Source organism: Polynucleobacter sp. AP-Kaivos-20-H2, from assembly GCF_018882215.1.
Classification (GTDB): Bacteria; Pseudomonadota; Gammaproteobacteria; order Burkholderiales; family Burkholderiaceae; genus Polynucleobacter.
The window spans coordinates 543902-570867 of sequence record NZ_JACVOX010000001.1; the positions used below are offsets into that span (position 1 = coordinate 543902).

33 protein-coding genes are annotated in these 26966 nt (G+C 43.0%); 3 read left to right on the forward strand and 30 right to left on the reverse strand.

Translation table 11 applies throughout. The features are described 5' to 3' along the window. The coding region (locus ICE89_RS02750; RefSeq protein WP_370625313.1) for a hypothetical protein at positions 1–408 on the forward strand (408 nt) is incomplete at its 5' end. Positions 409–433: 25 nt separating this feature from the next. Here ICE89_RS02750 and ICE89_RS02755 read toward each other — a convergent pair. The 16 genes from ICE89_RS02755 to fliF all read right to left on the reverse strand — a co-directional run bounded on the left by ICE89_RS02755 (position 434) and on the right by fliF (position 14132). Then, positions 434–2281, reverse strand: coding sequence for an acetylglucosamine transferase (locus tag ICE89_RS02755; protein WP_216264758.1), 1848 nt, complete (start codon positions 2279–2281; stop codon positions 434–436). 35 nt (positions 2282–2316) lie between these two features. Continuing rightward, positions 2317–3093: a flagellar biosynthetic protein FliR gene (gene fliR / locus ICE89_RS02760; protein WP_216264759.1), complete on the reverse strand. Its 777-nt coding sequence runs from the start codon at positions 3091–3093 to the stop codon at positions 2317–2319. Between the two features lie 33 nt (positions 3094–3126). Beyond that, entirely contained in the window at positions 3127–3396 is a 270-nt protein-coding gene (gene fliQ, locus ICE89_RS02765) for a flagellar biosynthesis protein FliQ (protein ID WP_216264760.1), read from the reverse strand. 9 nt (positions 3397–3405) lie between these two features. Next, positions 3406–4209: a flagellar type III secretion system pore protein FliP gene (gene fliP / locus ICE89_RS02770; protein ID WP_370625315.1), complete on the reverse strand. Its 804-nt coding sequence runs from the start codon at positions 4207–4209 to the stop codon at positions 3406–3408. Beyond that, a complete protein-coding gene (gene fliO, locus ICE89_RS02775; RefSeq protein WP_216264762.1) occupies positions 4196–4813 on the reverse strand; it encodes a flagellar biosynthetic protein FliO in 618 nt (205 codons plus the stop codon). Before fliO ends, fliP begins: the two co-directional genes overlap by 14 nt. A 17-nt stretch (positions 4814–4830) precedes the next feature. Continuing rightward, entirely contained in the window at positions 4831–5181 is a 351-nt protein-coding gene (fliN, locus tag ICE89_RS02780; RefSeq protein WP_216264763.1) for a flagellar motor switch protein FliN, read from the reverse strand. Beyond that, positions 5168–6187, reverse strand: a complete 1020-nt coding sequence (gene fliM, locus ICE89_RS02785; protein ID WP_216264764.1) for a flagellar motor switch protein FliM — start codon at positions 6185–6187, stop codon at positions 5168–5170. Before fliM ends, fliN begins: the two co-directional genes overlap by 14 nt. 18 nt (positions 6188–6205) lie before the next feature. Further along, positions 6206–6691: a flagellar basal body-associated protein FliL gene (gene fliL, locus ICE89_RS02790; RefSeq protein WP_216264765.1), complete on the reverse strand. Its 486-nt coding sequence runs from the start codon at positions 6689–6691 to the stop codon at positions 6206–6208. A 172-nt stretch (positions 6692–6863) separates the two neighbouring features. Further along, positions 6864–7283 carry a hypothetical protein gene (locus ICE89_RS02795; protein ID WP_216264766.1) on the reverse strand — a complete coding sequence of 140 codons (420 nt, stop codon included), beginning with the start codon at positions 7281–7283 and terminating at the stop codon, positions 6864–6866. A 116-nt stretch (positions 7284–7399) separates the two neighbouring features. Beyond that, positions 7400–7750 (reverse strand): BLUF domain-containing protein, encoded by a 351-nt coding sequence (locus tag ICE89_RS02800; protein WP_216264767.1) that lies wholly within the window; start codon positions 7748–7750, stop codon positions 7400–7402. Positions 7751–7756: 6 nt separating this feature from the next. Then, a complete protein-coding gene (locus tag ICE89_RS02805) occupies positions 7757–8926 on the reverse strand; it encodes a flagellar hook-length control protein FliK (RefSeq protein WP_216264768.1) in 1170 nt (389 codons plus the stop codon). Between the two features lie 12 nt (positions 8927–8938). Continuing rightward, positions 8939–9400, reverse strand: a complete 462-nt coding sequence (gene fliJ, locus ICE89_RS02810; protein ID WP_216264769.1) for a flagellar export protein FliJ — start codon at positions 9398–9400, stop codon at positions 8939–8941. A gap of 2 nt (positions 9401–9402) precedes the next feature. After that, positions 9403–10860, reverse strand: coding sequence for a flagellar protein export ATPase FliI (gene fliI / locus ICE89_RS02815; RefSeq protein WP_216264770.1), 1458 nt, complete (start codon positions 10858–10860; stop codon positions 9403–9405). After that, positions 10857–11504, reverse strand: coding sequence for a FliH/SctL family protein (locus ICE89_RS02820; RefSeq protein WP_216264771.1), 648 nt, complete (start codon positions 11502–11504; stop codon positions 10857–10859). Before ICE89_RS02820 ends, fliI begins: the two co-directional genes overlap by 4 nt. Position 11505: 1 nt before the next feature. Then, positions 11506–12513, reverse strand: a complete 1008-nt coding sequence (fliG, locus tag ICE89_RS02825; protein WP_216264772.1) for a flagellar motor switch protein FliG — start codon at positions 12511–12513, stop codon at positions 11506–11508. Further along, entirely contained in the window at positions 12513–14132 is a 1620-nt protein-coding gene (gene fliF / locus ICE89_RS02830; protein ID WP_216264773.1) for a flagellar basal-body MS-ring/collar protein FliF, read from the reverse strand. The genes fliG and fliF overlap by 1 nt, the downstream gene beginning before the upstream one ends. A 252-nt stretch (positions 14133–14384) precedes the next feature. Here fliF and fliE point away from each other — a divergent pair, with 252 nt between their 5' ends. Then, complete coding sequence (gene fliE, locus ICE89_RS02835; RefSeq protein ID WP_216264774.1) at positions 14385–14765, forward strand: flagellar hook-basal body complex protein FliE; 381 nt, start codon at positions 14385–14387, stop codon at positions 14763–14765. Positions 14766–14784: 19 nt separating this feature from the next. On the opposite strand, the gene ICE89_RS02840 is transcribed toward fliE, so the two are convergent. The 14 genes from ICE89_RS02840 to ICE89_RS02905 all read right to left on the reverse strand — a co-directional run bounded on the left by ICE89_RS02840 (position 14785) and on the right by ICE89_RS02905 (position 25804). Next, positions 14785–15099, reverse strand: a complete 315-nt coding sequence (locus ICE89_RS02840; RefSeq protein WP_216264775.1) for a hypothetical protein — start codon at positions 15097–15099, stop codon at positions 14785–14787. A 127-nt stretch (positions 15100–15226) separates the two neighbouring features. Further along, positions 15227–15493: an EscU/YscU/HrcU family type III secretion system export apparatus switch protein gene (locus tag ICE89_RS02845; protein WP_216264776.1), complete on the reverse strand. Its 267-nt coding sequence runs from the start codon at positions 15491–15493 to the stop codon at positions 15227–15229. Then, positions 15486–16391 carry a flagellar hook-length control protein FliK gene (locus tag ICE89_RS02850; RefSeq protein WP_216264777.1) on the reverse strand — a complete coding sequence of 302 codons (906 nt, stop codon included), beginning with the start codon at positions 16389–16391 and terminating at the stop codon, positions 15486–15488. The genes ICE89_RS02845 and ICE89_RS02850 overlap by 8 nt, the downstream gene beginning before the upstream one ends. Before the next feature lie 15 nt (positions 16392–16406). Next, positions 16407–16706, reverse strand: coding sequence for a flagellar protein FliT (locus tag ICE89_RS02855; protein WP_216264778.1), 300 nt, complete (start codon positions 16704–16706; stop codon positions 16407–16409). 171 nt (positions 16707–16877) lie between these two features. After that, positions 16878–17528, reverse strand: coding sequence for a response regulator transcription factor (locus tag ICE89_RS02860; RefSeq protein WP_112294491.1), 651 nt, complete (start codon positions 17526–17528; stop codon positions 16878–16880). A 78-nt stretch (positions 17529–17606) separates the two neighbouring features. Beyond that, positions 17607–18908, reverse strand: coding sequence for an EAL and HDOD domain-containing protein (locus ICE89_RS02865; protein ID WP_216264779.1), 1302 nt, complete (start codon positions 18906–18908; stop codon positions 17607–17609). A 198-nt stretch (positions 18909–19106) separates the two neighbouring features. Next, the gene (locus ICE89_RS02870; protein ID WP_216264780.1) at positions 19107–19460 is read right to left on the reverse strand and encodes a hypothetical protein; all 354 of its coding nucleotides are present in this window, start codon (positions 19458–19460) and stop codon (positions 19107–19109) included. A 175-nt stretch (positions 19461–19635) separates the two neighbouring features. Continuing rightward, complete coding sequence (locus tag ICE89_RS02875) at positions 19636–19842, reverse strand: hypothetical protein (RefSeq protein ID WP_216264781.1); 207 nt, start codon at positions 19840–19842, stop codon at positions 19636–19638. Positions 19843–19868: 26 nt separating this feature from the next. Then, on the reverse strand, positions 19869–20234 hold the full coding sequence (locus tag ICE89_RS02880; protein WP_216264782.1) for a hypothetical protein: 366 nt from the start codon (positions 20232–20234) through the stop codon (positions 19869–19871). Between the two features lie 57 nt (positions 20235–20291). After that, positions 20292–21338, reverse strand: coding sequence for a fumarylacetoacetate hydrolase family protein (locus ICE89_RS02885; RefSeq protein WP_255558638.1), 1047 nt, complete (start codon positions 21336–21338; stop codon positions 20292–20294). A 73-nt stretch (positions 21339–21411) separates the two neighbouring features. Next, a complete protein-coding gene (locus ICE89_RS02890) occupies positions 21412–23028 on the reverse strand; it encodes an EAL and HDOD domain-containing protein (protein ID WP_215368818.1) in 1617 nt (538 codons plus the stop codon). 52 nt (positions 23029–23080) lie between these two features. Further along, complete coding sequence (locus ICE89_RS02895; RefSeq protein WP_216264783.1) at positions 23081–23536, reverse strand: CBS domain-containing protein; 456 nt, start codon at positions 23534–23536, stop codon at positions 23081–23083. A 237-nt stretch (positions 23537–23773) separates the two neighbouring features. Further along, complete coding sequence (locus ICE89_RS02900; protein ID WP_216264784.1) at positions 23774–24793, reverse strand: murein L,D-transpeptidase family protein; 1020 nt, start codon at positions 24791–24793, stop codon at positions 23774–23776. Positions 24794–24826: 33 nt separating this feature from the next. Beyond that, positions 24827–25804 (reverse strand): tetratricopeptide repeat protein, encoded by a 978-nt coding sequence (locus ICE89_RS02905; protein ID WP_216264785.1) that lies wholly within the window; start codon positions 25802–25804, stop codon positions 24827–24829. Between the two features lie 359 nt (positions 25805–26163). On the opposite strand from ICE89_RS02905, the gene ICE89_RS02910 reads away from it, so the two are divergent. Further along, on the forward strand, positions 26164–26955 hold the full coding sequence (locus ICE89_RS02910) for an SPOR domain-containing protein (protein ID WP_216264786.1): 792 nt from the start codon (positions 26164–26166) through the stop codon (positions 26953–26955). The last annotated feature ends 11 nt before the right edge of the window (positions 26956–26966 follow it).

A 26966-nucleotide genomic window follows, 5' to 3' on the forward strand; every position in this document is an offset into this window, starting at 1 on the left:
CTGACCGCGCTTGGTACTACAGGCATTGCCGGATTATCTACTTCGGCTATTAGTGGTATCTCTAGCGCAGCACTTGCTGGTCTGACTTCTACCCTAGCCGGTGCTTTGAGTAGCAGCGCTATTGCCAAGCTCAACTCTAGTCAATTGAATGCTTTGAGCACTTCTTACTTTGCCAATTTAACAAGCTCTAATATTGCCGTGCTTTCAACTTCAGCAATTGCTGGACTTACATCAACGAATGTTTCACAATTGAGTAGTAGTCAGTTTGGAGGATTAACTGCCGCTGAACTCAGTGCTATGACCACATCTGCACTTGCAGCACTTAATTCTAGTGGTGTTGTGACATTGACAAGCACGCAAACAGCAAGGCTTTCAGACAGTCAATACAGTGCTCTGATGGTAAGGTAGAGCCTTCACCAAGTCGCTCAACTTACTAAATTACTGAAGAAATTAAATCAGCCAAATCACTAGCATAGACTTCTGATTTGGCTGACCAGTAATCAATTACCGCCTTTTGCTTAAGATGTTCATTTAAAGCTGTTCTTTTTTCCTCATTAAGAGCTAACTCTAATGCTATTTCATAGTATTGGTCGTAAGAAACCGCAGAAAGCTCTCCAAGAGATAGGTCTGAAAGCAAGCTAGAGCAAACACGGGAAGCAAAAGATTCGCCTCGTATGGTAACAACTGGCAGACCTGCAAATAATGCATCACTACAAGTAGTGTGTCCGTTATACGGGAAAGTATCTAAAAAGAGGTCTGCCAGGCAATATCGGGCTAAGTGCTCATCGATACTAGGAACCCGCTTTGCAAAAATAATGCGACTAGGATCAATAGACTTCGAAGCATAAGCAATTAAATTTTGTTTCGCTGTTTCGTTTAGATCCATAAGCCACAAACAACTACTCTTTACTTCTTGAAGTAGCTTGATCCAAACCTCAAAGATTTGTGGAGTAATTTTATAGTTGTGATTAAAGCAACAAAAGATAAAGCCCTCTTCAGGCAATCCATACTGAGCTCTGGTTGCTATTTTTTCAGGCCGCTGAATACTTGCATCTCGCGGTAGATAGCATTGCGGTAGATACAATAATTTTTCAGCATAAGATCCCGCATACTGTGGGGGGGCAATATTTTGGTCCGCAATCAGACAATCAACATAAGGCAGACCTAAAGTGCCTGGATAACCTAAATAGGTCATTTGAATGGGAGCTGGTCTATGAGCTAGCACTCCTAATCGGCAGTCCGCTGTATAGCCCGATAGGTCAATTAAAACATCGATTTCAAGTAAATCTACCAATTGAGCAATTTCGACATCAGTCTTAACTGCACAATTAAAAAAATGATCAAAGCTAGAAGCGTAGCGCTGATAAATCACACTACCATCTTTTGCGCCAGTAAATAAACCGGTTAATTCAAACTTTTGTCGATCAAATTTTTCAATCGCTCCAATTAAAAGATAACCAACAGGATGCTCCCGAAAATCCCCCGATATAAAACCAATTCTTTTTTTATAGTGAGCATATTTTTTACCCGCATTCATTGGCTTTAGGTTGGGTAAAAATTTATGCTCACCAAATATGGTGGCACATTTTTTAGCTAAATCTACCGATCCGGAAATAGCCATGAATGCTAATGGATTACAGACTTTTCGACCTTGATCTACACCTTCAAAAATAGTAGCACAAATAGCATCATAATCTTCCCAATCACAAATATGCATTTTTGCGTTCATAAGTTGCCCCAATGCATAGGGAGCATCTTTATCAATATTAAGAAGATTTAAAAATACTAACGCAGCCCTCTCATACTCTTTAAATTGAGAAAGTAAAAGGCCCTGACCTTCGTGGGCGACGGCATCAAGTGGATTAACCTCAGCAGCCTGCATGAGGGTCAATAATGAATCTTTATGCCTTCCCAGAATTTGCAACGCACAGGCTTTATTGTGATACACGCCGGACTGACTTGGATCAATCTGAGTAGCTTGATCATAAATGGCAAGAGCATCCTCAAGGCGACCAAGATCTTGAAGACACTTTCCAAGTGCAGCGAAGCCCATGCCAACATTTGGATAGAGGTTTACTAAAACTGTAAAGCACTCTAAGGTCTGTAGCAATTCACCTTGATAGGTTTTCGCAACCCCCAGAGAATATAAAGCTACATAATTATTAGGCTCTAGTGATAACGACTCAAGTAAGTAAGGTTCTGATTCAAAATACTTACCCTCATTTTGAAAAGACAATGCTATCTCGTTGAGTTCTTCATAGCGCTTTTTTTGCTCGGACATAATCTAGCCTTGAGTTCTATTTAGTTTTTTATTGATTATCTAAACTTCAGCATGGCTTTACTAGCTTCCATGCCTTGCTCGAGAATAAACTGATAGGGAGCAGCCATGGTTGGCAGCATCAACATGATGACTAAAAATCCGACCGTCAATGTAATTGGAAAGCCAATACCGAAAATATTGAGTTGCGGTGAAGATCTTGTCAAAATACCCAAGGCTATATTGGTAATCAGTAAAGTGGCCACCACCGGTAAGGAGAGCTGCAAACCAATACTAAAAAGCTGGGCACCCCAACTTGCAATCATCTTGCCATCGATCATATGGGGCTCTAGGGTTACTGGAAAACTATAAAAACTATCTAACAAAGCCGCAATCATCATCAGGTGGCCATTCATACTGAGAAAAACTAACAACGCCAAGATACCCATCAGTTGGCTAATCACAATCGTACTACCTCCAGCTGATGGATCATAGGTGGTTGCAAAACCAAAACCCATCGTCATGCCGCATACCTGCCCCGCCATCTCAATGCCGCTAAAGATAATTTGCACCATAAAGCCAATCGCTAATCCAATCACCACCTGTTCTGCAATGACCAAGAGTCCACTAAGCGAGAGTAAATCAACCGCTGGCATGGGAGGTACTGCCGGCGCAATAATAATCGCCAATAAAATCCCCATGGCTACTTTAATGGGCATGGCAATAGCAAGATTGCCGAAAAATGGAGCGATAGAAACAAAACCTAAAATTCTAATAGCAGGCAGTAGGATGCTGACTACCCAAGCCTGAATCAAATCACTATTGAGGGTTAGCATTTTTTATTTTTGATTGCAGCTAAGATTGTTTTATCAACCCATTAATAGAGAGAAATTACTAAACATCCCTCTCATGTAGGAAACTAGAACGGCAATCATCCAAGGCCCCGCTATTAGGAGTGTGGCAAGGATACCTAATAACTTTGGAATGAAAGATAAGGTTGCCTCGTTAATCTGGGTGGCTGCTTGAAAAATAGAGACTATTAAACCAACCACTAAGGCGACAATTAATAGTGGTGCTGCAACCATTAAGGTAGTTTCCATAGCCAATCGGCCGATATTCATGACTGATTCTGGGGTCACGATAATTCCTTAAGAAGCAAAACTGGCTGCTAAAGAGCCTAGTAAAAGTTGCCAGCCATCTACCAAGACAAACAGCATGAGCTTAAACGGCAGAGAAATAATTGCCGGCGAGACCATCATCATACCCATGGCCATCAACACACTGGCAACCACCATATCAATAATTAAAAAGGGAATAAAAATACTAAAGCCGATCTGAAAGCCCGTTTTGAGTTCACTAGTCATAAAGCTGGGCACTAAAACACTCATCGGAATGTCATCTGGAGTGGCTACTTTTTTACCAGACATATTTAAGAACAAAGCGAGATCGGTTTCACGGGTTTGCTTGAGCATGAATTCTCTGATCGGAACTGATCCTTTGTCTAGAGCTTGCTGCATCGTGATCTTATTTTCATTGAGAGGCTGATAGGCTTCGTTATAAACGCGATCAAATACGGGACCCATCACAAAGAAGGTTAAGAATAGAGCTAAGCCCAACAAAATTTGGTTCGGTGGAGTTGCCTGTGCACCAATCGCCTGACGCAATAGGGAAAGCACAATAATGATGCGAGTAAAGCTAGTCATCATCAATAAAAGGGTTGGTAAAAAAGATAATGATGTCAGCAAAATCAGAGTCTGAAGACTCAGGCTGTAATTTTGGCTTCCACCAGGACCAGCGGAGCTAGTCAAAACATTCAATGATGAATTATTGGCTGCATAACTTGGTATCGTATAAAAAATACAAGCCAAGGCAAAGCCCAAGCACAAGGCCCAAAACAGAGTCTTGGCGTTAAGTGTGGCGGGTTTGAATTCATTTAGATCATTCATTGCCATCACCTACTTTAAGAATTTTCCGTAAAAAACGCTTCACATTCTCTTTGTGAAACTTGGCAGAATTGGTTTGAGGTATAAAGCTACTTTGTGTCTTGCGTGAATCTTCTCGATCTGCAGAGGACGTGAATGGCTGCCCTTCATCAAATTCTGGTCTAAATTCAAAACGAGGTTCGGGTTGATATTGTTCACGTCCACTACGCTTGGTACTTGGTGCTGTCTCATCCTCATAGAAAGGAGCCTCATCGTAGCCATCACTAAAGTCGAGTTCTGACACCTTAAAATTAGCCAAACTATTGACTTGGCCTGATGCCACACCAACAACTACCCAATTACCACCGATTTCAACCACAACTACGCGCTCGCGAGGCCCTACACTCACTCCACCCACTATTTTTGCAACGGACTGATTACCAATCTTCGCGTGATTGAGTTTTTTCATAGCCCAAGCTAATCCAGCAATCAATCCTAATACCAAAAGTAAGCCGAAAATTACTCGGAAAGGTCCGCCATCTGATTCTGGGACACGAGTGATCTGGGCCATAGCAACTTCACTAAAGAAGATGCTTGTGAGTATTGCCCAGTTTCGTATTGTCATGATGGTCATCGTGCTCTTTTTCTAGCTTATTTATTTAATTTACGAATACGCTCGATTGGCGTAATGATCTCAGTGAGGCGAATACCAAACTTTTCATTAATCACCACCACTTCGCCTTTAGCAATCATGGTGCCATTGACTAGAATATCCATTAAATCGCCAGATGCGGCATCTAACTCAACAATAGAGCCCTGTGTTAACTGCAGGAGAGACTTGATTGGAATTTTGGTTCGGCCGATTTCTACTGAAAATTGAACCGGAATATCTTTAATGAATTCCAAATCCTTTTCCTGTGGCAGGGACTTGTCGGCCCCTTCTAACTCATTAAACACTTCGGCGCCCGCTTGATTGCCAGATTCAATTTCATTTGCCATCATTGGCTCCTTTAATATATTCAGATGCGTCAGGTTTCAAGAGTTTTTCAACTCGCAATGCGTATTGATTGTTATAAATGCCATAGCGACAAGACAGCACAGGTACGTTATCTACTGTTACCGGTATTTCTGCTGAATAAGGGAAGGGAATAATATCGCCGCTCTTTAAGGCAATAATTTCTTCCATCAGCATCGTTTTATTACCTAAATTGGCAACTACCTCTACTTCAACTGCTTCTACCTGTTGAAGCAAAGTCTCTTCCCAAACATGATCATGCTCAGCAACCATGCCCTGAGTCTGCGATGTCAGAATATCCATGATTGGCTCGAGCATCATATAAGGTATGCACAAGTCAATCTCGTAAGGGGTTTCACCAATCGTCAGCGTAAACGTAGTGGTTGCCATTAACTCACTTGCCATAGCGATATTCACAAATGACAAATTCATTTCTGAGCTCACGTGATCACATTGGATCTCGTATGCTGGGGCCCATGCATCTTGATATGAATCAAAAAAGGTCTTTAACAGTGTGCCCACAATTCGCATCTCAGTAGCCGTGAATTCGCGACCCTCGATAGAAACTGGGAAGCGCGCTCCACCGCCAAAAAGATTATCAACGGTGTACAAGACCAAATTGGGATCGATGATCAACAAACCAGTACCACGTAGTGGTTTTAGTTTGATCAAATTAATATTACTAGGTTGACTGTGTTTAGATAACAACTCGCCATACTTACAGGTAGTCGTTGCTGAGGTCTTTACTTCTATCAACGTACCAAATAAGTTAGAGGCTGTAATTCTTAACAAACGAATAAAACGTTCATGAACTGTTTCAATCGTGGGCATACGGCCACGAACAAGACGTTCTTGGGTTCCTAGATTAAATGTCTTGGCTTGGGTACCATGCAGGCTTTGCTCCTGCCGTTGAGCATTTTTTTGTTCTTCAGTGAGCTCAACGTCTTTTAACAGCTCGTTAAGTTCACCCTCTGTGAGATTTTCATCTGCCATGATGGGCTCTTATTTTGCTTACTGAATGATGAAAGAAGTGAAATAAACGCCAGTGATCTTTTGCTCAGTCTCACTGCCACTAAATGGTTTTTGGAGTTGCTCAATAATTTCAGTCATCAAGGCATTTTTACCTTCTACTGAAGTAATTTCAGAGGCTTTTTTATTGGTGAGAATTAACAAAACACGACTTCTCAACTCTGGCATACGAGCTTTCAAATTGGCGCTCATTTCCTCAGAAGGTACTTGTAAGTTCAGCGTAGTTTGCAAGTACTGTTGCGGTTCAGCAGCCTCAGGACGCAAGTTCACTGTGAATATTTCCAAAGGAACAAAAATCTGCAGTTCGGGAACCTTTGGCTTTGAGGATTCTGCCGACTTAGAATCGGCTTTCATGACCAGGAAATAGTAAGCTGCTCCGCCACCAATGGCCAATGCGAGCACCGCACCTAGGATGATGAATAACATCTTTTTAGATTTGGGCTTAACCGGTTGTTCATTATCTGCCATTTACCGCTCCATTGTGAAAATTATTCCTCATTATCAATGGAATTGATGACACTAGATACTTAGAAAAGAGGGAGAAACACCCCTTATAAAGGCGTTTAGAGGCTACTTTGAAAACTGCTTTGGAGGTTTACTGCAGACTCAATTCCCTAAAATGGGAATATTCAGCAAAAGCTTAAGCCGATGTAATGAAACTAGCCCCCGGGAAAGCAGTGGGCTTAGCCTGATAAGGGTGACGCGGAACCATTTGACCGGCTGTGGCAGCCATTCCAGTTAATACTGACATCTCGTTTTTAGGAGCACTCGGGGTTTGCGAGCTTAGCAAACCATGTAACAAGGTGCTAGCTGCTGCATCACCTAATTTAGAGATACCCAAAGATGCTCCAGGCATGGCAACAGAGGCAACAGCCAAACCCCCAGAGAGAGTTTTACCTAAAAAGCTGCCTAATCCATCCATAAAACTAGATGAAGGCTCACCTACAGAAGATTTGCTTTTCCCTGCTACACCATGAAACTCAACGGAAACCCCTTTAGCAAGAAAGCCGGAATTCACTGAATTACCAAAAGAGCTAGGTAAATTGCCTAAATTAGTCATAGTCTGATTTTAGAGGGGTGAGCAGGATTCAAATCGGAGAATAAAAGGGTTTTTTACCCTTACTTCTGAACTTTGGGCAGGCTCTTGGCAGATGAGTTGGCTATTCATGACCGGTTTCAAAGCTTGTCCTGCCACTGAATTGGCGAGCCTACATGCTCGTATTCCTCAGTTTTGGGGTTATAAAAAGTCATTGCCCAGCTAGGATATTCGCGGGCGCTAATTTCACCCTCTTGGATAACACTCACTAGCGTATGACGAGAATCTTGCTCAATTTTGCCAAAAAGTGCTTTCACAGCCAACTCCTCGCCCTCGAGGACTTCCATGAAATTACCATCCTTAAATACCAACATACCGGTGATACCAACCTTGGTATTTTCACTGCTCATCACAAAAGCCATATCCAGAAACTTTTCTCGAGTAAAAGTCTCTGTTGCAGAGCTGACGTAGATGAGTTGATAAATAGCCATAAAAAATTAGACAAATACGCTAACAGTGCCATCGTACTGCATTGACAGACCTTGAGTCTGAGCTTTGCCCTCCTTGGGTGCTTGTTCACTGAGCAGCTGGCTCAAGGCGTTTTGATGTTCCGATGAAAGGTCAGAGTTGGCACCAGACTCCGCCTGGGAAGCTAGGGAGCTCGCCTGGCTATCTTCATAGCTAGCCCCAGAGCGCACATCCGCCTGCTCCAAAATGAGATCTGCTTGATGCATCGAGCTACGCAAATGCTCTAAGCCCTCTTGCAAGGCTTGGCACACATCGGCATTGTTTGACACAAAAGTCGCATTCACCTGATGATCTTTAACGGTAATCACAATTTTCAGAAGCCCAAGATTGTCAGGGTTTAGATTTAAAACAGCTAAATGCATATTAGCACCAACCATCAAAATCATTCTCTGAGAGATCTCCTCGCTCCACTGTAAAGAACCAAATAAAGCATGGACTTGACCATGCATGGTATTGGCTTGAATAGGTACTTCGCCAAATAGAGATTCGCTACCGGTACCAGCTTGACCGCCTTGGCCCTGGTTTTCTGAAGCAGAAATTCCCATGGCAGTAATCGCTTCGGTTTCTGGATTTGCACTCTTTTTGGGCGCTAGCTGATCTTTCTCATGAACTTCAAAACTAGTAGACTTTAATACTGCCTGGAAAGAACCTAGACGAGAGCGAGCTTGGGCCTGGAGAACCTCACCATCAGTATTTGGTCCAGATTCTCTAGAAAAAACACGCATATTTTTAGCTTGCGCTTGCATTTCGGCCAACTTGGCATACGCAAATTCGGTACGATCCCGGTTCAGTGTGCTTGCTTGAGGTGTAGATAATCGGGCAGAATTCACCTCGCCAGATTTAGCAATATTGACAAAAGCATCTGCCTGCCTATTAACAGCAGCCCTCACCTCATCTTGATGAGGATTATCTTTTGCTTGCAGTTTACTAGCCTGAACAATATTAGGTGACAGAAGTTGGGCGGTGTTCACCGTATTTTTAGCATCTAGCTCTTGAAATACCTTGACCTGGGAAGTGAGTAGTTGACTAAAAATAGGCAAAGTTGCTGCTCCAGCACCAGAATTAGATGACTTTATATTTTCTTGCCCAGCATTGGCGTTAAGTAAAGATTGCGTTTGGGCTTTGAGGTCAATATTCATAATGATCTCAATTTAGGCGCTATGGTTATTAGCAGCTAAGAAGCGCCTTTGATTACTGCTGAACTCGTCCATTTGCTTCTGCTCGCGTCTTGCAGCCTGCTTTTGGATCTGGAGTTGATTTCTTTCAATAATGACTTCATATGATCGTTTTTTAGCTTGGCATTTTTGCCAGTAGGCCAAATGATGCTTAACAATTTCTTCATATTGATGAATGGCGCTACCCTGACTCACAATTGCCTGGTCTAGGTTCTTCAAAAAAAGAATGTAGTTTTGCAAATCGGTGGCTGTGACGCCTTCGAGCGATAAAGCATTGCGCTGTGAGATATATTCATCACGATAAGTTTGTAAGCGTGTTTCTTGCTCACGAGCCTGGGCTGCTTCACGATTTGCCTTAGCCAACCTTTCTGCAGCCTTATCGAGATTGCGCTTGGCAAGCTCTAATAGGGTATTCATACCGCTCAAAGTGCTCGCCATGTTTAGCCTTGATGCCCAATAATTTGATTAAGCTGCTCGATACTATCTTGAGTATTGCATTGGGTTGCAAAATCTTGCTGCAAGAAACTTTCAATCACCGTACGTTTCTGAATCGCCTCATCTAAAACGGCATCAGCGCCAGGAACATAAGCGCCCACATTAATCAAATCTTGATTGCGGCTGTATTTAGAGCTAAGTTGTTTAAGCTTACGAGCTGATTGTTGATGCTGAGTATCCACAATACTGTGCATGACACGACTAATCGATTGCTCAATGTCAATTGCGGGATAGTGACCTGCTTCTGCTAGCACCCTATCAAGCACAATATGTCCGTCTAAAATTGCTCTGGCAGCATCAGCAATTGGATCTTGCTGATCATCGCCTTCTGTCAATACAGTATAAAAAGCAGTAATCGAGCCGCCGCCAACATCACTATTACCAGCACGCTCGACTAACTTCGGTAGTTTTGCAAACACGGAAGGCGGATAACCCTTGGTTGCTGGAGGCTCGCCGAGAGCAAGGGCAATTTCACGCTGCGCCATAGCAAAGCGGGTTAATGAATCCATAATCAGTAAGACATGCTTACCTTGACTGCGGAAGTGTTCCGCAATCGTAGCTGAATAATTGGCGCCTTGTAAACGCATCAGAGGCGATGCATCTGCAGGTGCTGCAATCACAACAGAGCGGACAAGACCAGCCTCACCCAAAATGTGTTCAATAAACTCTTTGACCTCGCGTCCACGCTCACCAATCAGGCCTACTACGATGACATCAGCATCGGTATAGCGGGCCATCATGCCGAGCAACACACTTTTACCAACTCCAGAACCAGCAAAAAGACCCATTCGCTGCCCGCGCCCTACTGTAAGTAGACTATTAATCGCTTTCACACCAACATCCAAAATTGTGTCGATTGGTGCGCGCTTTAAAGGATTGATCTGCTCGGACTGTAAAGGCGAAAAGTGATCTGCCTGCAGAGGACCCAAACCATCTAAGGGAACACCGGCAGCATCGAGCACACGGCCCAAGAGATGGTCACCAACAGGCAAGCGGGTCACCCTGCTTTCGCTCTGAACGGAATCAGTATGTTGATCAAAAGGCTTATGAAATTGTGAAGTACGAATAGGCATTGACTTCAAGATCACTTTGGCAGAAGGAGCAATTCCTTCAATATTACTTTGGGGCATCAAAAATAAACGCCCATGATCAAAGCCAACTACTTCCGCCTCAATCTGCTGACCATCACCCATTGGAATAACACATACACTACCAATTGGTAAAAATATTCCGCCTGCTTCGATCACTAAACCCGTCACCTTAGTAACGCGTCCAGCAACTTCAACATTATCTACAGTCGATACTGCACTGGAACAATGACGCAAGTAATTATTGAGAAGCCCGTCTAAATTTAGGTGAGCTTGATTAGCGACAGTTGCATCTAATTGGTTAGCAATAGTCATGACTTCTCCACAAGCCAATCATGGTTTTGACCTAAGGCATCACAAATTAAGCGCCAACGATTCTCATGCGAGGCATCTACGGTGTTGCCAGATGTTTCAATCATACAAGCACCACGTTCAATAGAAGGGTCTTCCTCTATTTGCCAGTTACTTAATTCATCTTGTAAATATTTCTGCACAATTTGGACATCTTCAGGATTTAACTTCAGATTGAGCGGTCCTTCGCTATCAATCAGGCTATTCGTAGCCTGTCGCAAAATCGGTAGGATAGCCTCTTGGTTAATCTTCAGATGCTCTTTGAGCATGGCTTTGGCGATATCTAAAGAAAGTGCCAACACATCTTCACATAAGACCTTGCTTTTTTCTTTAGCGGTATTGGAAAATCCGTTCATCAGATTTTTTATATCTGCTTGCTCTACTGCTAATTTTTCATTAGCTAAATTCATACCTGCTTCGTGACCACTTTTCATGCCGCGGTCATAGCCATCCAGATAGGCTTTGTCTAAGATTTCCTTAATTTTTTCAGGAGAAAAGCTAATAGATTGTGCAGCACTAGGTTCAGGCTTAACAGCTGGTTTAGTCGGAATCAGATCCGTAAAAAAAGATTCGCCGATTGCCTTGGGCCAGGCGCGAGAAGTTTCCATATTAGAGATAATCCTCACCGCCTCCGGCGCCCGGTAACATTACCGTGCCATCTTCTATTAAGCCCCTCACCACAATCAAAATCTCCTTCTGCTGCGCCTCTACTTCAGAAAGCTTAACTGGGCCTTTATTTTCTAAGTCGTCGCGCATCATATCAGCCGCACGGGATGACATGTTCTTGAAGATCTTTTCACGCAACTCAGCACTTGCACCTTTGAGGGCAGTTACCAATGCATCTGATTGAACATCACGCAAGATGGTCTGGATACCGCGATCATCAATGTTAATGATGTCGTCAAAGGTAAACATCTCATCATTAATCTTTTCGGCGATTTCAATATCATATTCTTTAATACGGTCCATTAAGACTTGCTGCGGAGCCTGACCAATATAGTTCATAATGTCTGCAGCAGCACGAATACCCCCAATTTGCTTTTTGGTAGAGGTCTGCGCTCCACTTAGTAGTCGAGCAAGTACTACATTCAGTTCTTTAAGCGCCTGAGGCTTTACTTCTTCCAAAGTAGCAATACGCAACATGGTGTCTTTGCGTAAATCTTCATTAAATAAAGTCAGAATTTGTGAAGCCTGCTCAGGCTCAAGATGCACTAAGATCGTAGCGATAATTTGTGGATGCTCATAACGAATAAGATCGGCTACGGCAGTTGCATCCATCCACTTAAGGTTATCAATACCCTCTGAATCTTTATTTTCTAAAATACGCTCAAACAGACCAGAAGCAGTTTCTTGACCCAAGGCCTGAGTTAAGACATTTCGAGTAAATGAATCGGTATCAATATTGAGAGAAGCACCCTCACCAGCATAACTAAAAAAATCGCGCAGTGTATCCGCAACTGTGGCCTGCTCTACCCTGCGAAGGGTAGTCATAACAGAGCTCAGCTTTTGCACATCTCGTGGTGAGACGTGCTTCATCACTTGTGATGCACCCTCTTCGCCGAGGGCAAGCATCAAAATCGCTGCTTTTAGAACACTACTCTCGCTTGGATTTGCCATTAGCCGTTTCCTACCCACCCTGCAACCACATCAGCCACCACTTTTGGATTTTCCTTAGCTAAGGCTTGTATGGTCTTGAGGTCTTTTTGATACGGAGTTAATTTTGGTATAGGTCTGCCATTTTCGTCAAGACTATCATCAATTACAGGAGCTTCATCTGGCGCCAGTAAATTTGCTAACATCGGTTTAATAGCTTTACGATACATAATAAAGAGAACAATTAATCCCAAAACAAGCTGGCCAATGTTTTTTGCCATTTCAATGTAAACAGGATCTTTCCAGACCGGCAAATCAGATATGTCAGCCTCCTTAACGGGTGTAAATGGGGTGTTAACTACGCTAATGCTATCGCCTCTAGCCTCATTAAAGCCCATAGCCTGCTTGGCTAAATCGATGATCTGCTGTTTTTCAGCGTCATTTAATGGGCGTGTAGTTGGCTTGCCTTCATCATCAACGTCAGTTTTATTGTTTACCACTACAGCAACAGAAAGACGCTTCACTCCACCCATGGATTTTTGAGTAAAGGAAATTGTTTTATCAATCTCATAATTTGTAATCGAATTTCTTTGTGTACTCATTGCGCTCTGAGCCGCAGCACTATTGGCGCCAGCACCAGCACCAGCTGCAGCGCCACCAGGAGCTGCATTATTCGTCGTATTCAAAGGGGCAGTTCCATTTGCAGGCGGTTGATTGGTTAGGGCTCCCGGTACACCACCATTGCTTGATCCTTGGGGAACAATGGATTCATTGGTTTGCAAGCTGCGAATAACGGCAACCTCAGGCTTTTGATTTGGCTTATAAATTTCATTGGCTTCTTCAGTATTCGAAAAATCAATTTCTACATTCGCCTCGGCCCGTACATTTTTCTCACCCAAAATTGGAGAAATAATCGCTTGGACACGAGAAACAATATTTTTCTGTAGATTTTCAACATACTTGAGTTGATTTGCATCTAAAGTTTTGGATCCGCCTTTGCTAGCATCGGAAAGTAAATTACCGTTTTGATCAACAATGTCAACATTAGCAAGGCTCAAATTGGGTACGCTACTTGAAATCAGATGCGCTATCGCGCCGACTTGATGTTGATCTAGAGTGCGGCCTTGCATCAACTTGACCAAAACAGATGCCGTTGGTTTTTGTGCATCCCGCACAAACACCGTTGATTTAGGTATGGCCAAATGGACTCGTGCGCCATCCACTCCGGAAATCGATTGAATGCTGCGCTCTAGCTCACCCTCTAAAGCGCGCTGAAAATTCACCTGCTCAACAAATTGAGAGACGCCAAATTTTTGGTTCTCAAGTAACTCAAAGCCAACATTACCACCTCTTGGTAGCCCCATTGCCGCTAGTTTTAAGCGCGTCTGGTAAGCCAAATCTGCCGGCACTAAGATTGAAGCCCCCCCATCAGCCAATTTATAAGGAATATTTTGCTGCTCTAGCACAGCCACGATGGCGCCGCCATCCTTATCATTGAAATTGGAAAACACAACCTTGTATTTAGGGCTCTGACTCCAAATCCAAAAGACTGCCATCACGGCAATCACCGCAGCGATACCGGCTGATAGAAGCACTTTTTTACTAGTGCCTTGCAAATTTAAGCGCGCTAACAAGCTTTCCATAACAATTTTCCCAGCCAATTAGTGAAATGAAAAGGTGGATTGAAGATCACTCTGGAAACTGATAAAATCGGTTTTTTGCATGATTAGTCCAATACGCCCTAATTAAATATGAAGATTAGCGCTTATTATGAAGAGAACAATTTCATTTCAATTGAAGGAATAAGGCCTTTTTTTCCTTCTTATTGCCAAAACTGCCGCCTTTCTTTACTGATACATTACATCCATTGATAAGTTTCAGTGAGGAGTTCAATCATGAGTGTCGGCGCTATTGATTCAGGGCGTATTCAAGCAATGTTAGCCCAGCTAAAGGCTGCGTCTTCTGCCGCCCCTGCAAACTTGGCCGCCCCCATTCAGGGTCTAGATGGTATCAAGGGACTTAATAACGGGGATGGCCCAAAGTCTGCCCCATCCATCGATTTTGCAACAGCACTGAGGTCATCTCTTGACCAAGTAAACCAAAACCAAGCCAAAGCCGTCGAGCTGGGTAAAAACTTTGCCCTAGGTGATGATAGCGTCAACCTATCTGATGTGATGGTAGCCACACAAAAAGCGAGCCTTTCTTTTCAGGCTACTGTCCAGGTACGTAATAAGCTCGTTTCCGCATATCACGATATCATGAATATGCAGGTGTAATAGTTGTATAAATTGGGGTCTATGCAGTAACTTTTTGTTCGGTAGCCTCAATCAACTCAGCGTGTGAATATTTAGAACCGACAACGTCGCCCACTAGATAAACAATTACATCCACGGCAAATTTTCGCAATTGCGATCTGGTTGTAAAGCTTTTACCACTAGAAAGAAGTACCAATACCTCTTTGGGATTAATCGCTCTGAGTTTGGGATGCAGAGAATTGCAAGTTTCTATCATATGAATCAGCGCTTCACCTGCGTTTGAACTTTGCATAAAGTGAGTGTTATAAGCAGCGCTCATTTGCAGAATCAGAGTGCTCTCAATGGATACTGACATTTTTTGGTCTCATTGTATTTAGATATTTCAACTAAGTTAACTACTTTCATAATTAATGCAAGTCAAGTATAACTTTATCTAAAAACTGAAGTGATAGCAATATTAGACCCCTAAGGTAAATGAAGACCTAATTACGCTCTTCCAATCGATATAGCCATGCTAGGATTTCTGCAACTGCTTGGTATAAAGCTGGTGGAATATTCTCATCAAGATCGACCTGCATTAATAAACCAACCAAGCCTTTGGACTCATGAATATAAATATTATTTTCTTTGGCTCTGGCAATAATTTGTTCAGCAACTAAGCCTTTACCGCTAGCTAAGACCTTAGGGGCAAATTCACCATGCTCATAGGTCAAGGCTACCGCCTGCTGCAAAATCTTTGCCTTATCCATGCTTTTTTACCTCAAGCGCTGCGAGCTCTTGGCCATTAGTATTAAAGGCATTCTTAAGCTCGCTGATTTCTTGACTAAAGAGGTTTTCGGTTTGAGGTTTTTCTGCGCTTAATTGCACACTTAAGACATTAGCTAGTAGAGTCAAGTGCGCTTTTACCTTACCTAATTTGGGTAACTCTAACTCAATCACACTCATCACAGCTTTCTCTACACCGCCATCAAAAGGCCATGAAGATGACTCCTCTTGCTCATAAGTCAATTGCCAATCTAGGTGCTGACCTGGCCAAATATTTCCGCTCCAGCGAATCGTTTGATTCTCTAAAGCATCTAACTGTTTATTTACTACTTGGGAAGCATTGAAGTTGGGACGATTTTGCGGCTCCTTCTTTAAATCAGCCAATGACCACTTACCTTTAACAAAATTCGCTAGATGGGACTCATAAAAAAGCCCACTCATGATGATGGCATTTTGGAGTTGGGCTGCAGTCAACTGTGCATTTTCAGGATGTTGCAGGAGAGGTGGTAATAAACTTTGAGCTTTTGATAGCTGTCCTTGTAATTGCGCTTCATCTTGCAATTGCGCAATGAGCAAACTCGTTCCACTTAAAATGACATTTTCCAATGCCGCCTGATTCGCACCAGCGCTTAGCAACAAAAAAGTAGGGTTTGGGTTATTGCCTAGAAAACGAAAATGCAGGACATCTCCTGGAGCAAAATGGCTCTCCAGTTTCATGCCAAAAACTTGATCGCCAATTTGCACCTCAGCTGTTCCCGAGGAATCAAAGGCAATAATTTTTCCTAGGTAATCCAGGCCAAGCTTTAAAGAGAGTTGGCTAGACTGCCCTATTCCCGTTGGAGCAATCACTGGATTGATGGCGCCAATCGGGTTTATGGGCATAAATCTTCTATCTATTTATTTCTTGAAAGACTGACCGCTCATGATGTCTGACAAGCGCAACATCCAGGGCTGCATTAAATCCATAATTTCTTTATCGTTTGATAGGATAGTTTTGAGGCAAGCAATTTTTCTCTCAAGAGCCTCAGGAGTCAGGGGCGCTTGCTCACCATGTACTGGAATTTGATGAATATAACCCTGGCACAGGATTTCTAATTTTCCGTAGCCATCCCAGTCTTTTTGACGAGCGGCTTCCAACATCTGCTGACTGATTTCAGTCACAGCTTCATACAAAGAGAGCATATCGCTATTGGGCATTAAATTTTGACTTGTAAAAGCGATTGCGTAATCGAATAAAAAACCTTGTTTATCTATAGTAGATTCTACAAAACCTCGGACTTAAACAATTCCAATATAAAACCCCTAAAAGCGGTTTAACTAAATTGATTAAGTAGGCCTCTAGTAACTTTTATACTGCAAAGACCAAAATTAAGCCAATAAATTGTTTTTAATCGCGTAATGCACTAATTCTGCATTTGTTTTCATGCCCATCTTTTTAAGTGTTCGGGTTCGATACATGCTGACAGTTTTAGGGGAAAGACTCAACTTTTCGGCAATGGCATTGACGGTAAGACCGGTAGCGACCATCATCATAAATTGATGCTCACGATCAGATAGGCATTGATGTGGATCAGCAGCAGTCTGAGCATCACCAAAACGTTCTGCCAAAATTTCTGCCACGATTGGGCTAATATATTTTGCGCCAGTAGCAACCCGACGAATCGCCAAGACCAACTCCTGGGTGGGCTCGCTTTTGGTAATGTAACCCAAGGCCCCGGCAGACAGAACCCGGGCGGCATATTGCGAAGGAGGGTGCATTGATAGAACCAGAATAGGTAACTTTTGATTATTGCGGCGAATAGATTTAATGACCTCAATACCATTTCGGTCCTGCAAATCAATATCGAGCACCAAACAGTCGAGCTCAGGGTTATCTGCTAGCTTAATAGCCTCTTTACCAGACTTCGCCTCAGCCACTACAGCTATGCCAGGGTGTGTGTTGAGCACCTGAATGAGCCCCTCACGGATGATCGCATGATCATCTGCAAGTGCAATACGTAGGTGCTTCATTAATGTCATAAAAGCTATCTCAATTAAGTTTTATGACATTCTAACGAAATCTTCAGAATTACCGAAAATGATAAATTTACCAGTAAATCAGCCCTTAACTGCACTCATTTGACGATCAAGTTCATTTGTCCAAGCGATTGCCTGAAGCTGCAAGTCTGTTAGTGACTGAGCTGAAATTCCCAAATGGCTTCTGGAGGCTTCCATGCGGCTAAAGTCGGCGGCCTCAATGGCGTCAGTTAAGACTAGCAATTGGCCCAAAATACCCTCATGGTGTAAGAGCGCATTTTGTAAATGCTCTGCTAGGTGAATATGTTTAAGCACTTCCTCAAGGGTTTGGCCAGTTACCCTATGGGCCAAAGAAAGAAGGCCTACCACAAAAGCCTGATCACTTAATCCAGGCTGAGTGATATCTTCATGTTGAGATAGAAGCTCAATTAAGCGCGCACGATTGACTACGCGGCGCTGTAGTTCTGAGGTGGCAGCATTACCAGCCTCTGTATAGATTAAGAGCAACATCCATTGCAATAACTGCTTTTGACCCAGAGTGACTAAAGCCTGGCGTACAGAGCTAATTTGTAAATGCCCTGCCACACCAACAGAATTGACCAAGCGAAAAAGTCCTAATGTGAGATCCGGGTTTGTCTTAAAAAGAGGCTCCAAAGTAGTAATACCCTCATCCTTAAACAGGAGGCCAACGATCTTCATCAAGCTCACTTGTAATGCTTGTGGTTTTTTACTACGCATCACCAAAGGCTGTGAAAAATAGGGGCCGCTGAATAAGTCAAATCCTTGTACTTTACAGGCCGCGAGTTCTTCTCCAGTCTTTACTTGGGTTGCCCAAAAAATGGGGTTTGCAAATTGACGTACATAATGAATTAAAGCAACAATTACCTCGGGGGAGCCAGCCAGCAAGTTCACTTTGACAATGTCCACCAAAGGCAAAACAGCGTCGATAGTTTCTCTGGCACCTTTTGCTTGGCTTGTATCGCCTAAACTAGAGTCTACTAATGCAATACGAAAACCAGCCGTTTTTAGCTCTTGTAAGCGCTTAAGCATTTCCGCATTGAGAGAAACGTCGGGCATGATTTCCAGAATGATGCGTTGAGCAGGCAAAATCTCCAGTGTATTACTCATGAGTAGCTTTTCAGTCACATGAATAAACCCATCAGCAGAACCCAACACCCCTTCTAAGCCAAAGTGACTCATTGAATTGACAATGACTTGGGTGCTAGTCGCTAAATCATCAGGTCGTCCCTCGTCTACGCTTTCGCGAGAACGAAAGAGCATTTCATAGGCCATCACCCTTCCCGAGCGATCAAACACAGAATTGCGGGCTAGGAAGATTTCAGAGGTACTTAAATCTGCAGAAGACTCAGTAGTGGCAATCATATAATCCTTGTTTAAAGATGCTCCAGCCAGCAAAAGGGCGGACTTTGGCTATCCTGATAATTAAGATACCAATGTAAAACGGATGGGGGATTTTCATATCTAAGAATAAGGCCATTTTTTTGGGCTTATTCTTGAAAACGCGTCTGCAGTGTGTGCAGAAAAAGAATAGTCTAAGGAGACCTTCTAAAGCTATTAGGTTTATACCTTGATATTAACTAGTTTTCCAGTCCCTGATGCTGGCATTAAATCGCTAGATGAAGGGCTTACGGAATCCTTAGGTGTAGGCTTAGAAGCTCTAGAAGCATCAAGCAAAGAGGATGCTGCTTTCATTTCCTCTACCTTGCCGCTATTTAGGGCGCTTTCAATCGTATTAAAAACGGCGGCTGGACTTAAACCACCAGCAATTCCACTCAATCCGAGAAGGGCTTGTTGCGCTGCAACTACATTTCCATTGCGTAAAGCAGACGTCAATGCGCCCAAGTATGCTTGGCGATTATTGTCGTTGGAGCCACCTGAACTAATGGCGGAAGTAGGTGTGATATCAATGCCCATAATATTCTCCTGAGTAGAACTATTCCTTTCAAACTTTTGTTAATAAACTTAAACATGTTGGCTAATATACAAGCCCTCACCATCTCTTACGGCCCCCAATCTAAAAACTTAAGCCCGATTCTCAGAAATAGTACATATTTACAATTAAAATTTAATAAGCCTTTGATTTATATAGTTATTTTTTATTCTCGAGAGCGTTTATTTTGGTAGCGATATCCATCGATTCTTGGCTTGCTTGCAAAATGGCTTGAATTTTTTTCTTAATAGCATCTGAACCAGATTCACCAAGAGAGTGCATTAATAACTCCGCATTTAAGCGAATGGATAGCAAAGGCTGACCCAAATCATGTAAAAGAGCCTCTATTTGTGTTCTCTGGTCCATTACGCTATCAATTTACACAGCTAAATCTAATTACAGGTCTTTTTGTTGCCCTGCACCACACAATTGCTGCCATTAGAGTAAATCGTTCGATTGCCGTTTGTCACTGAACTCCCCCCAGGAGAGTAGTAAGTAGTGGTACCAACTTGGGTTTGAGTTGAGCCGTTTGGGCCATTCATCACAGTTACGGGCTGATTACTATTAGGAGCACCTGGTATGTTGCCAGCGTCATATGGAACTACGACATAGTTGTTATTGTTGCCGTAGCCGTTGTTCCCATTATTGCCACCACGGCCAATATCTCGGGCCCCTGCACCACCAATTTCAGCGGCAAAGCCAGTGGAAGAAAGCATGATTAGAGCAACTGGGGCTACGAATAGTTTGAGCTTCATCATTTTATTCCTTTAGATCAATCTAGACCTCTATCCTACTCTCGAACCTAGTTTTAGCAACTATCCCAAAGTAAATTTGAGCTCACCAAGCTTTTCCACCACGCTGGTAACCACATCGCCTTTTTTCAGCCAAACTTGTTGATCTTTAGGCATGTTAGCAATAACTCCCTGGGGGGTGCCAGTGAAAATAATATCGCCTGGCTCAAGCGCCCAGTAGGTGCTGATGTAAGCAAGCAACTTTTGGACATTGTGAATAAAGTCTGAGGTATTGGAGTTCTGGCGCATCTCACCGTTTACAAAGGTCTGAATTTGTAAGTTATTAGGATCCCCTACCAAATCGGCCGTCACAAAATGGGGGCCAATGGGTGCGTATTGATCTAGCGTTTTACCAATCATCCATTGTCCACCTGGAAGATCAAGCTGCAAATCACGTGAAGTAAAGTCATTTGCAGTGCAGTAGCCAGCAACGTAATTAAGGGCTTCAGACTCAGGAATATTGCGGCCTTTTTTTCCAACCACCACTAAGAGCTCGGTCTCGTAATCTAGCTTATAAGAAACATCGGGTGGTGGTATTTCAAGAACGCAATGATGGGCTGCCAGACTATTGTCATACTTATTAAACAAGGCAGGAACTGCTGGCTTGGCTACCCCAACCTCTTCTGCATACAGTCGGTAATTGATTCCAACACAAATAATTTTTCCAGGATTCTTAAAAAGTCTGCCATACCGAATCTTCGATTCCATTAAATAGGGCACCCCGGACTTATCAGCGCCAGCTACGACTTTATTAAATGCAGTGGCGTTACCCTCTTGTAGCAGCTGATCCAAAGTGTATGGAGCAGCAATATTCAGCTTCTTAGAGACAGCCCGAATGTCGATCACCCCTTTTGGGCTGATGACACCCATCGTCTCAGAACCATCACTATTTTTAATGGAGAGGATCTTGGCATTCTTAACCATGATATGGGGACCACTATAGGATTCTTGCTCTTTGGCAAATTTAAATCTGCGCGCAGCAGCATCAGAAGAGAATCCCAAAGTTGAGGCTGCCACAATACCGATTCCAGATAAAGAAAAGGTCTTTATAAAGTGGCGACGTGCACTCATGTTTGCTCCAGCTTGATTAGTGATTTTGATAGTTTAACGGCTAATTAAGTCACTAATTTAATAACTTAGTTAGTTACTCATCAACCGGAGCTTCTGCCTGTTCCCAAACATCTTCATCCGGAGCCAATTGAGTTTGGGCAACGAATGTTTTAATAGCTAGAAGAGAATCTTGGGCAACATCATCCAAGGTAAGCAATCCCAATTCTCCTGAGCATAGCTGCTGGCATTTTTGTAAGTCACCAATTTCAGCAGCTTCAGCAAGAGTTAGTAAACCGCCCAAAACGCCACTTCGATCGGCAATGGCATCCACAACAACACCGGGCAAATTGAATTTGGATAGGATATCTCGACTAGATTCATCGAAGAGATTGTCAATCAAGGATAAACCGCCGACTAAGAATGCCAAATCGCTAGAGCCCAAGCCCGCTCCAGCAGGTAATTTGCCAGATGCCAATTCCATAAAGAAAGCTCTGACACAAACCAATTGAAGCAAAGGAGTCGACTCTAGTGAGACCTTAGCCTTACTATCTGCATATAACAATAATTGAGTCCAACGAGTAATACGTTTGACCCCAGAAATCACCGCCGCATCTCGAATATTTTCTGGCTTGGCTCGCTTTCTGCCAGCATCCACTTCCGCAATCACCATTAAATGCTTTGCTACGACTGGGTTCAACTCAATCTCATCGACAAGTTCGTGTAATTCGGGAGATGAAAGCAGTAAAGTAAGCAGCTTTAATATTTTGCGATAGTCATCGCCGCGATGCAATGAAAGTTCTGGATCAGGCTTAATAAAATAGAAGCCTTCGTAAGCATCAAAACCCAAGTCACGGGCTTTGTGGAAATCTTCTGGAGTCTCTACATGGGTTGCAATCATTTTCATTACAGCACCATCATCGCCAGTCTTTGCGCCCTTCTTCGCAGGAGACTTGGTATCTCTTGGTAAAGGAGTGGCTTTACAGAATTCGATCAGACTTGCCGCATTCTCAACTTGGTGAATATCAAGTTTGACATAACGAAACTTCGGCAAGATATCTTCAAGGCCATCAAACACTTCTGTCAAACCAGTAAGTACAAATTTGTACCCGATGTTCGCTAGCTTTTCGAGCTTTTCTATGATCTCTGGCACCTTAGGCTCATCAGAAGCATCAGGATTTTTGACATCTTTCTTGCTATCCTCTAGATCCTCATCCTCAGAAGCTTCCTTTTGAATTGCCTCCAGGATCTCAGCTAAATCCAATTGCAAAGGAAACTTCACGGCAGGAATACCGCGAAGCTCATCTCCCAATTGATGAGGGTGGATTTTGATAAAGCCAAGATGCTGGCCAAGTGACTGAGCTACACCTTTTGTCTTGAGTGCATAAAGCATCTCACTAAGCGTGACTTCTTTGACTTCATTACCATCGTCATCCCGCAAATTGGCATCCGTAATTTCATCAGGATAAGTGACTTCTGCCTTAGGATCTTCTGCCAGACGCTTAGCAATTTGAGCCAAGACCGCATTGCGTTCGTTAATTCTTTTGGCTTTGAGAGTGGTTCCTGGACGGAAGAAAAGTTCATAACCAATGATGGCTTGGTCACGATCAATAATTGGTTCGCGCCCTAGATAGGAATTTTCCGGAGCTACTTTTTCAGGCTCCCTGGGAGTCTGAACAGGAGTGGACTGAGTTTTTTTACCAAAGAGTGCCATTTATTTTCTTACTAAAAAGAATGCCTTTCTAATGAATAATGTATTGAGTAGGCTATTTATCAGCATTTTGTGAGTTATCCCACTCTTTAATGTAGCGCTCTAAAAATTTGATTTGGCCAGTTCTGTGCTCCAAAGTATCTTTGACGACATCGCCAATAGAAACAACACCTCTCACTTTGTCTTCATCCAATACTGGTAAATGACGAATCCTTTTAGAAATCATGATTTGCATACAGTCACGCAAATCATCTTCATAACCAACTGAGATTGGATTAGCAGTCATCACATCTTTGACCAATACTTCTTTAGCGCTTAGGCCAGGAAGCAGCACTTTAATAGCGCAGTCCCCTTGAGAAATAATTCCCACCAACATTTCGGAATCAATGACCAACACCGAGCGCACTAAATTATCGCGCATTAGCTCTAATACTTTTACAACATAATCAGAGGGCTTCACTGAGATGAGTGTATTCGATTTATTAGCCAAGCAATTTTTTACTAATGGCATACAGTGCTTATCCTTTTGTGTCTGGAGAGCAATATCAGCGCTGGAGCACCCAACAAGTAACAATATTGGTCATTGTAGATTCTATCTAAGCAATAGACTTTTTAATACAAATTCAAACAGCAATCCTTGATATAAGACTATCTTAGCCCCATCAGCATGGATTTGTATCAATATTAGGGAAAATCCTAAATAAGCTGGGGCGCATCAAATGCTGTTTTAGAGGATGCTTGTATTTTATTAAGTACGACTTTTGAACTTTAAGGTCCAGCTATTGCCGTTTTTATCCCAATATTCTCTGTAGACTGGGGAGCCCTCTGCCTGGCCAATCGGCTGATCAATCACCAAGGTGGATGTTGACTCTGGGGCATAAATTGCCTCAGGTGGTCTAGAAGTTTTTATTTTTAGGCTTTCGGCCCTAAATGCTGCGATTTCGTTGCTGACCTGAGCTGAACGCGCATTCCAATCAGACTTCTTTAGCCATTGAACTGAAGGAACCACACTCACATGGATCTGGCGTTTTTTAGCTAACTCAATAATTTCTCGGACATCATCGTTGGCAAAAGCAAGGCATCCATCAGAGGCCTTAGGGGCTCTACTGTAAGTGTTTTTGGGCACACCATGCAACCAAATTCCTGAACCGCTAATGTCTAACTTCTTATCGAGCGCATTTGGGAAGCTTAATTCCAGTGCACCAGCCCCAAAGATGGACCTTAATTGTTGCTTAGGGATCTGCATCGTGACAGAGTAGACGCCTAAGGGTGACTTGAGATCACCCTCTTTTTTCTTGCCTACACCTAATTTACCAATAGTGACGAAATAATCTTTCTCCCAGACAGGGTCACCATCTTTATTGCGCAAAAGATAGGCGCGAGAAATGGAGGCATCAACCAAAATGACATCTGCATTCTTAGGCATTTTCAGAACCTGAGCTGGGCGAAGATCTGTCAAATTAGGGATAACGGAATATCTTAACTGAAGCTCCGATAATAAATTTTGAGGGGCTTCAACATCCCGCACCTCGCTCGTAGACTTATTGGCAATTGCCCCGCCGGTAAGCGCAGTTAATAATTCAGCACGCATAAATGTTGCCAAACGGAAATTGGGATACTCAACTTCAGACTTATTTAATAAGTCTAGGGCTTTGTCGAGATTACCATTGCGAACCAATTCTTGAGTGGCCTGACGAACAGTAGCATCGCCATTTGCCAAACAAAGCATTGGGGCTATCAAAAAGCCAGCGATCAATAAGGTCTTCAAGCGCAATTTAGGTGTCCGCTATCAAGGTGAGAGTTATTTGTTAAATTCACGAGCAATCAACCAAGTTCCCTTGTCATTTACCCATTCCAAACACTTCACAGAATTTGTATTGACGTTTGCAGAGTTGTACTTCTGCCTAAAGGTAACAACAATCTTGCCTTTCGATTTAACCACTTTCATGATGCTAATTTCAACATTGATAGCACCTGGTTTAGCGACCCTTTGCTTCCTTTGCTCATACCACTCTGAATAGGATAAGCCTTTGTCAGGTGAAAAACTTGGCGAGTAATAAGCCAAATACGATTTCACGTTTTTACTTGACCATGCCTTAACCCATCCATTCATATTTGCATTGATGGTTTCGAGCTCTTGCGGAGGAGGTGCAGCATCTTTCTCGACTACTGCAACCTTAGCTGGTGGCGCCTCTGTAACTGGGGTAGCTACAGGGCTTGTCTTGGGCGCCTGGGTACTAGGTGCTGGAGCTGCTGCCGTCACTGTGGGCGTTGGGGGTGCGGGGGCTTTGGGAGCCTGTGTAACGACTACCGGCTTATCCACCAAATCAGTGCCGCCACTAGAGCCTGCTAATAGAACGGGTGGAGGAGACAAATTTTTTTCATTTAAAGCTTTTGCATAGGCCTCAGCTGCCTGAGCTGAATAAATTTTACGCAAACTTCTGAATGCAGGCGACGCAGTATTGAGGGAGGTTTCTAAAACCTTGCGCGCCTGATCTTTTTTATCTATCCCCCACAAGGCAACTGCGTAATTATTGGCCAGCAATAGATTTGTGTGGTCCTTTTCATAATATGGCTCTAAAAGGTTAGCAGCCTCTTGCCAGCGCCCCAACATTAATAAAGCTGAGGCTTTAGTGTTGGCATAGTCAACCGGTGATAAATCCTTCTTAAGCGCATCAGCTTGTGCAAGAGCTTCTTTTGAATCGCCTTTTAATAGAAGATTTTCTAGAGGCTGTGGAGAAACATAAGCAAATGCAGGAGCAATGCTTACAAAAAACAATAAAAGAGCACCCTGAAAAAATTGTATGAATTTGTGCGCTAGGCACAATTTTCTAGATAAGCGAATTTCAGTCAAAATGGATGGCATCAGGGGGAATGTGACAATTAAACCCGTCAATTTTAGCATTTTTGCAAAAACTATCAATGCGAACAGTCTTTTAGAGCGCTCTGACCCAATCGGCCCCCTCATATGAACCTTTAAATTTTTGCTCCATAAAGGGGCATTTTTACCCACTGATTGTAAGAATTTCTCTGTCTTTTCAAAAGCCAGCAAGACGAGCATCATCGATCACCAACTACATTAAAATAACCCTCTCTTGCAACCTCGCAAAAAACCTAGCATCTAAGGCCCGTAATTACGTGAAATACCTTATCGCCATCCTCCTTTTATCTACACAATTGGTTTTTGCTCAAAATGCCGATAGCGAGAAGCAAGGTGTTGTTGGGGTTCGCTACACCAAAAACGCCGATGGGATGATCGTCATTAAGTATGTCGAGCACAATTCACCAGCAGCGCAGGCTGGCATTCAAGTTAATGACATCATGATTAGCGTCGATGGATCAAGTCTTAAAGGAATGGATCCAGGCAATATTAAGAATATGCTTCGTGGCAAAGTAGGCAGTACTGCTGAGATCAAGCTGGAAAACTCTCAAACCAAGAATGAATATTCCGTTAGCGTGGTCCGCAAGATTGTCCGCTTTGGGGCGGACGATGGCTCAAAAGACTCGCTTAAAAAAACGACTGTAGTTGAGGCAAGCAATGCGGATAGGAGTGAGGCAGCCATCAAAGCCTCACCTCCTAAAACTACCACCAAGCCACCTGAAAAAATTCCAACAGCCACAACTCCATTGGCTGCAACACAAAATGTCTCTACTTTAAACCCAGAGAAAGCCTCTGCAAACCCTTCCAGTGACTCCAAATACTTTATTCAAACTGGGGCTTTTTTCACAAAAGAGATTGCCAATGATCAGGTTGCGGCCTTTAATCAAAAGGGCTATACAAGCTTTGTTGATCCTGCAAAAATTAATGGTAGTAATGTGTTCCGCGTGCGCATTGGGCCCTTGCCAACACAACAGAGTGCTGAAGCAATATCTAAAAAACTCGCTAGCCAAGGTATTAGCGCCTCAATTATCGAAGCCTCAAAGAACTGAGCGTTTGTAAT

Excerpts from the sequence above, each read along its gene's own strand:
- ICE89_RS02755 (WP_216264758.1), bottom strand. The coding sequence starts at position 2,281 with ATGTCCGAGCAAAAAAAGCGCTATGAAGAACTCAACGAGATAGCATTG.
- fliR (WP_216264759.1), bottom strand. The coding sequence starts at position 3,093 with ATGCTAACCCTCAATAGTGATTTGATTCAGGCTTGGGTAGTCAGCATC.
- fliP (WP_370625315.1), bottom strand. The coding sequence starts at position 4,209 with ATGGCAATGAATGATCTAAATGAATTCAAACCCGCCACACTTAACGCC.
- fliO (WP_216264762.1), bottom strand. The coding sequence starts at position 4,813 with ATGACCATCATGACAATACGAAACTGGGCAATACTCACAAGCATCTTC.
- fliN (WP_216264763.1), bottom strand. The coding sequence starts at position 5,181 with ATGATGGCAAATGAAATTGAATCTGGCAATCAAGCGGGCGCCGAAGTG.
- fliM (WP_216264764.1), bottom strand. The coding sequence starts at position 6,187 with ATGGCAGATGAAAATCTCACAGAGGGTGAACTTAACGAGCTGTTAAAA.
- fliL (WP_216264765.1), bottom strand. The coding sequence starts at position 6,691 with ATGGCAGATAATGAACAACCGGTTAAGCCCAAATCTAAAAAGATGTTA.
- ICE89_RS02795 (WP_216264766.1), bottom strand. The coding sequence starts at position 7,283 with ATGACTAATTTAGGCAATTTACCTAGCTCTTTTGGTAATTCAGTGAAT.
- ICE89_RS02800 (WP_216264767.1), bottom strand. The coding sequence starts at position 7,750 with ATGGCTATTTATCAACTCATCTACGTCAGCTCTGCAACAGAGACTTTT.
- ICE89_RS02805 (WP_216264768.1), bottom strand. The coding sequence starts at position 8,926 with ATGAATATTGACCTCAAAGCCCAAACGCAATCTTTACTTAACGCCAAT.
- fliJ (WP_216264769.1), bottom strand. The coding sequence starts at position 9,400 with ATGGCGAGCACTTTGAGCGGTATGAATACCCTATTAGAGCTTGCCAAG.
- fliI (WP_216264770.1), bottom strand. The coding sequence starts at position 10,860 with ATGACTATTGCTAACCAATTAGATGCAACTGTCGCTAATCAAGCTCAC.
- ICE89_RS02820 (WP_216264771.1), bottom strand. The coding sequence starts at position 11,504 with ATGGAAACTTCTCGCGCCTGGCCCAAGGCAATCGGCGAATCTTTTTTT.
- fliG (WP_216264772.1), bottom strand. The coding sequence starts at position 12,513 with ATGGCAAATCCAAGCGAGAGTAGTGTTCTAAAAGCAGCGATTTTGATG.
- fliF (WP_216264773.1), bottom strand. The coding sequence starts at position 14,132 with ATGGAAAGCTTGTTAGCGCGCTTAAATTTGCAAGGCACTAGTAAAAAA.
- fliE (WP_216264774.1), top strand. The coding sequence starts at position 14,385 with ATGAGTGTCGGCGCTATTGATTCAGGGCGTATTCAAGCAATGTTAGCC.
- ICE89_RS02840 (WP_216264775.1), bottom strand. The coding sequence starts at position 15,099 with ATGTCAGTATCCATTGAGAGCACTCTGATTCTGCAAATGAGCGCTGCT.
- ICE89_RS02845 (WP_216264776.1), bottom strand. The coding sequence starts at position 15,493 with ATGGATAAGGCAAAGATTTTGCAGCAGGCGGTAGCCTTGACCTATGAG.
- ICE89_RS02850 (WP_216264777.1), bottom strand. The coding sequence starts at position 16,391 with ATGCCCATAAACCCGATTGGCGCCATCAATCCAGTGATTGCTCCAACG.
- ICE89_RS02855 (WP_216264778.1), bottom strand. The coding sequence starts at position 16,706 with ATGCCCAATAGCGATATGCTCTCTTTGTATGAAGCTGTGACTGAAATC.
- ICE89_RS02860 (WP_112294491.1), bottom strand. The coding sequence starts at position 17,528 with ATGACATTAATGAAGCACCTACGTATTGCACTTGCAGATGATCATGCG.
- ICE89_RS02865 (WP_216264779.1), bottom strand. The coding sequence starts at position 18,908 with ATGATTGCCACTACTGAGTCTTCTGCAGATTTAAGTACCTCTGAAATC.
- ICE89_RS02870 (WP_216264780.1), bottom strand. The coding sequence starts at position 19,460 with ATGGGCATTGATATCACACCTACTTCCGCCATTAGTTCAGGTGGCTCC.
- ICE89_RS02875 (WP_216264781.1), bottom strand. The coding sequence starts at position 19,842 with ATGGACCAGAGAACACAAATAGAGGCTCTTTTACATGATTTGGGTCAG.
- ICE89_RS02880 (WP_216264782.1), bottom strand. The coding sequence starts at position 20,234 with ATGATGAAGCTCAAACTATTCGTAGCCCCAGTTGCTCTAATCATGCTT.
- ICE89_RS02885 (WP_255558638.1), bottom strand. The coding sequence starts at position 21,338 with ATGAGTGCACGTCGCCACTTTATAAAGACCTTTTCTTTATCTGGAATC.
- ICE89_RS02890 (WP_215368818.1), bottom strand. The coding sequence starts at position 23,028 with ATGGCACTCTTTGGTAAAAAAACTCAGTCCACTCCTGTTCAGACTCCC.
- ICE89_RS02895 (WP_216264783.1), bottom strand. The coding sequence starts at position 23,536 with ATGCCATTAGTAAAAAATTGCTTGGCTAATAAATCGAATACACTCATC.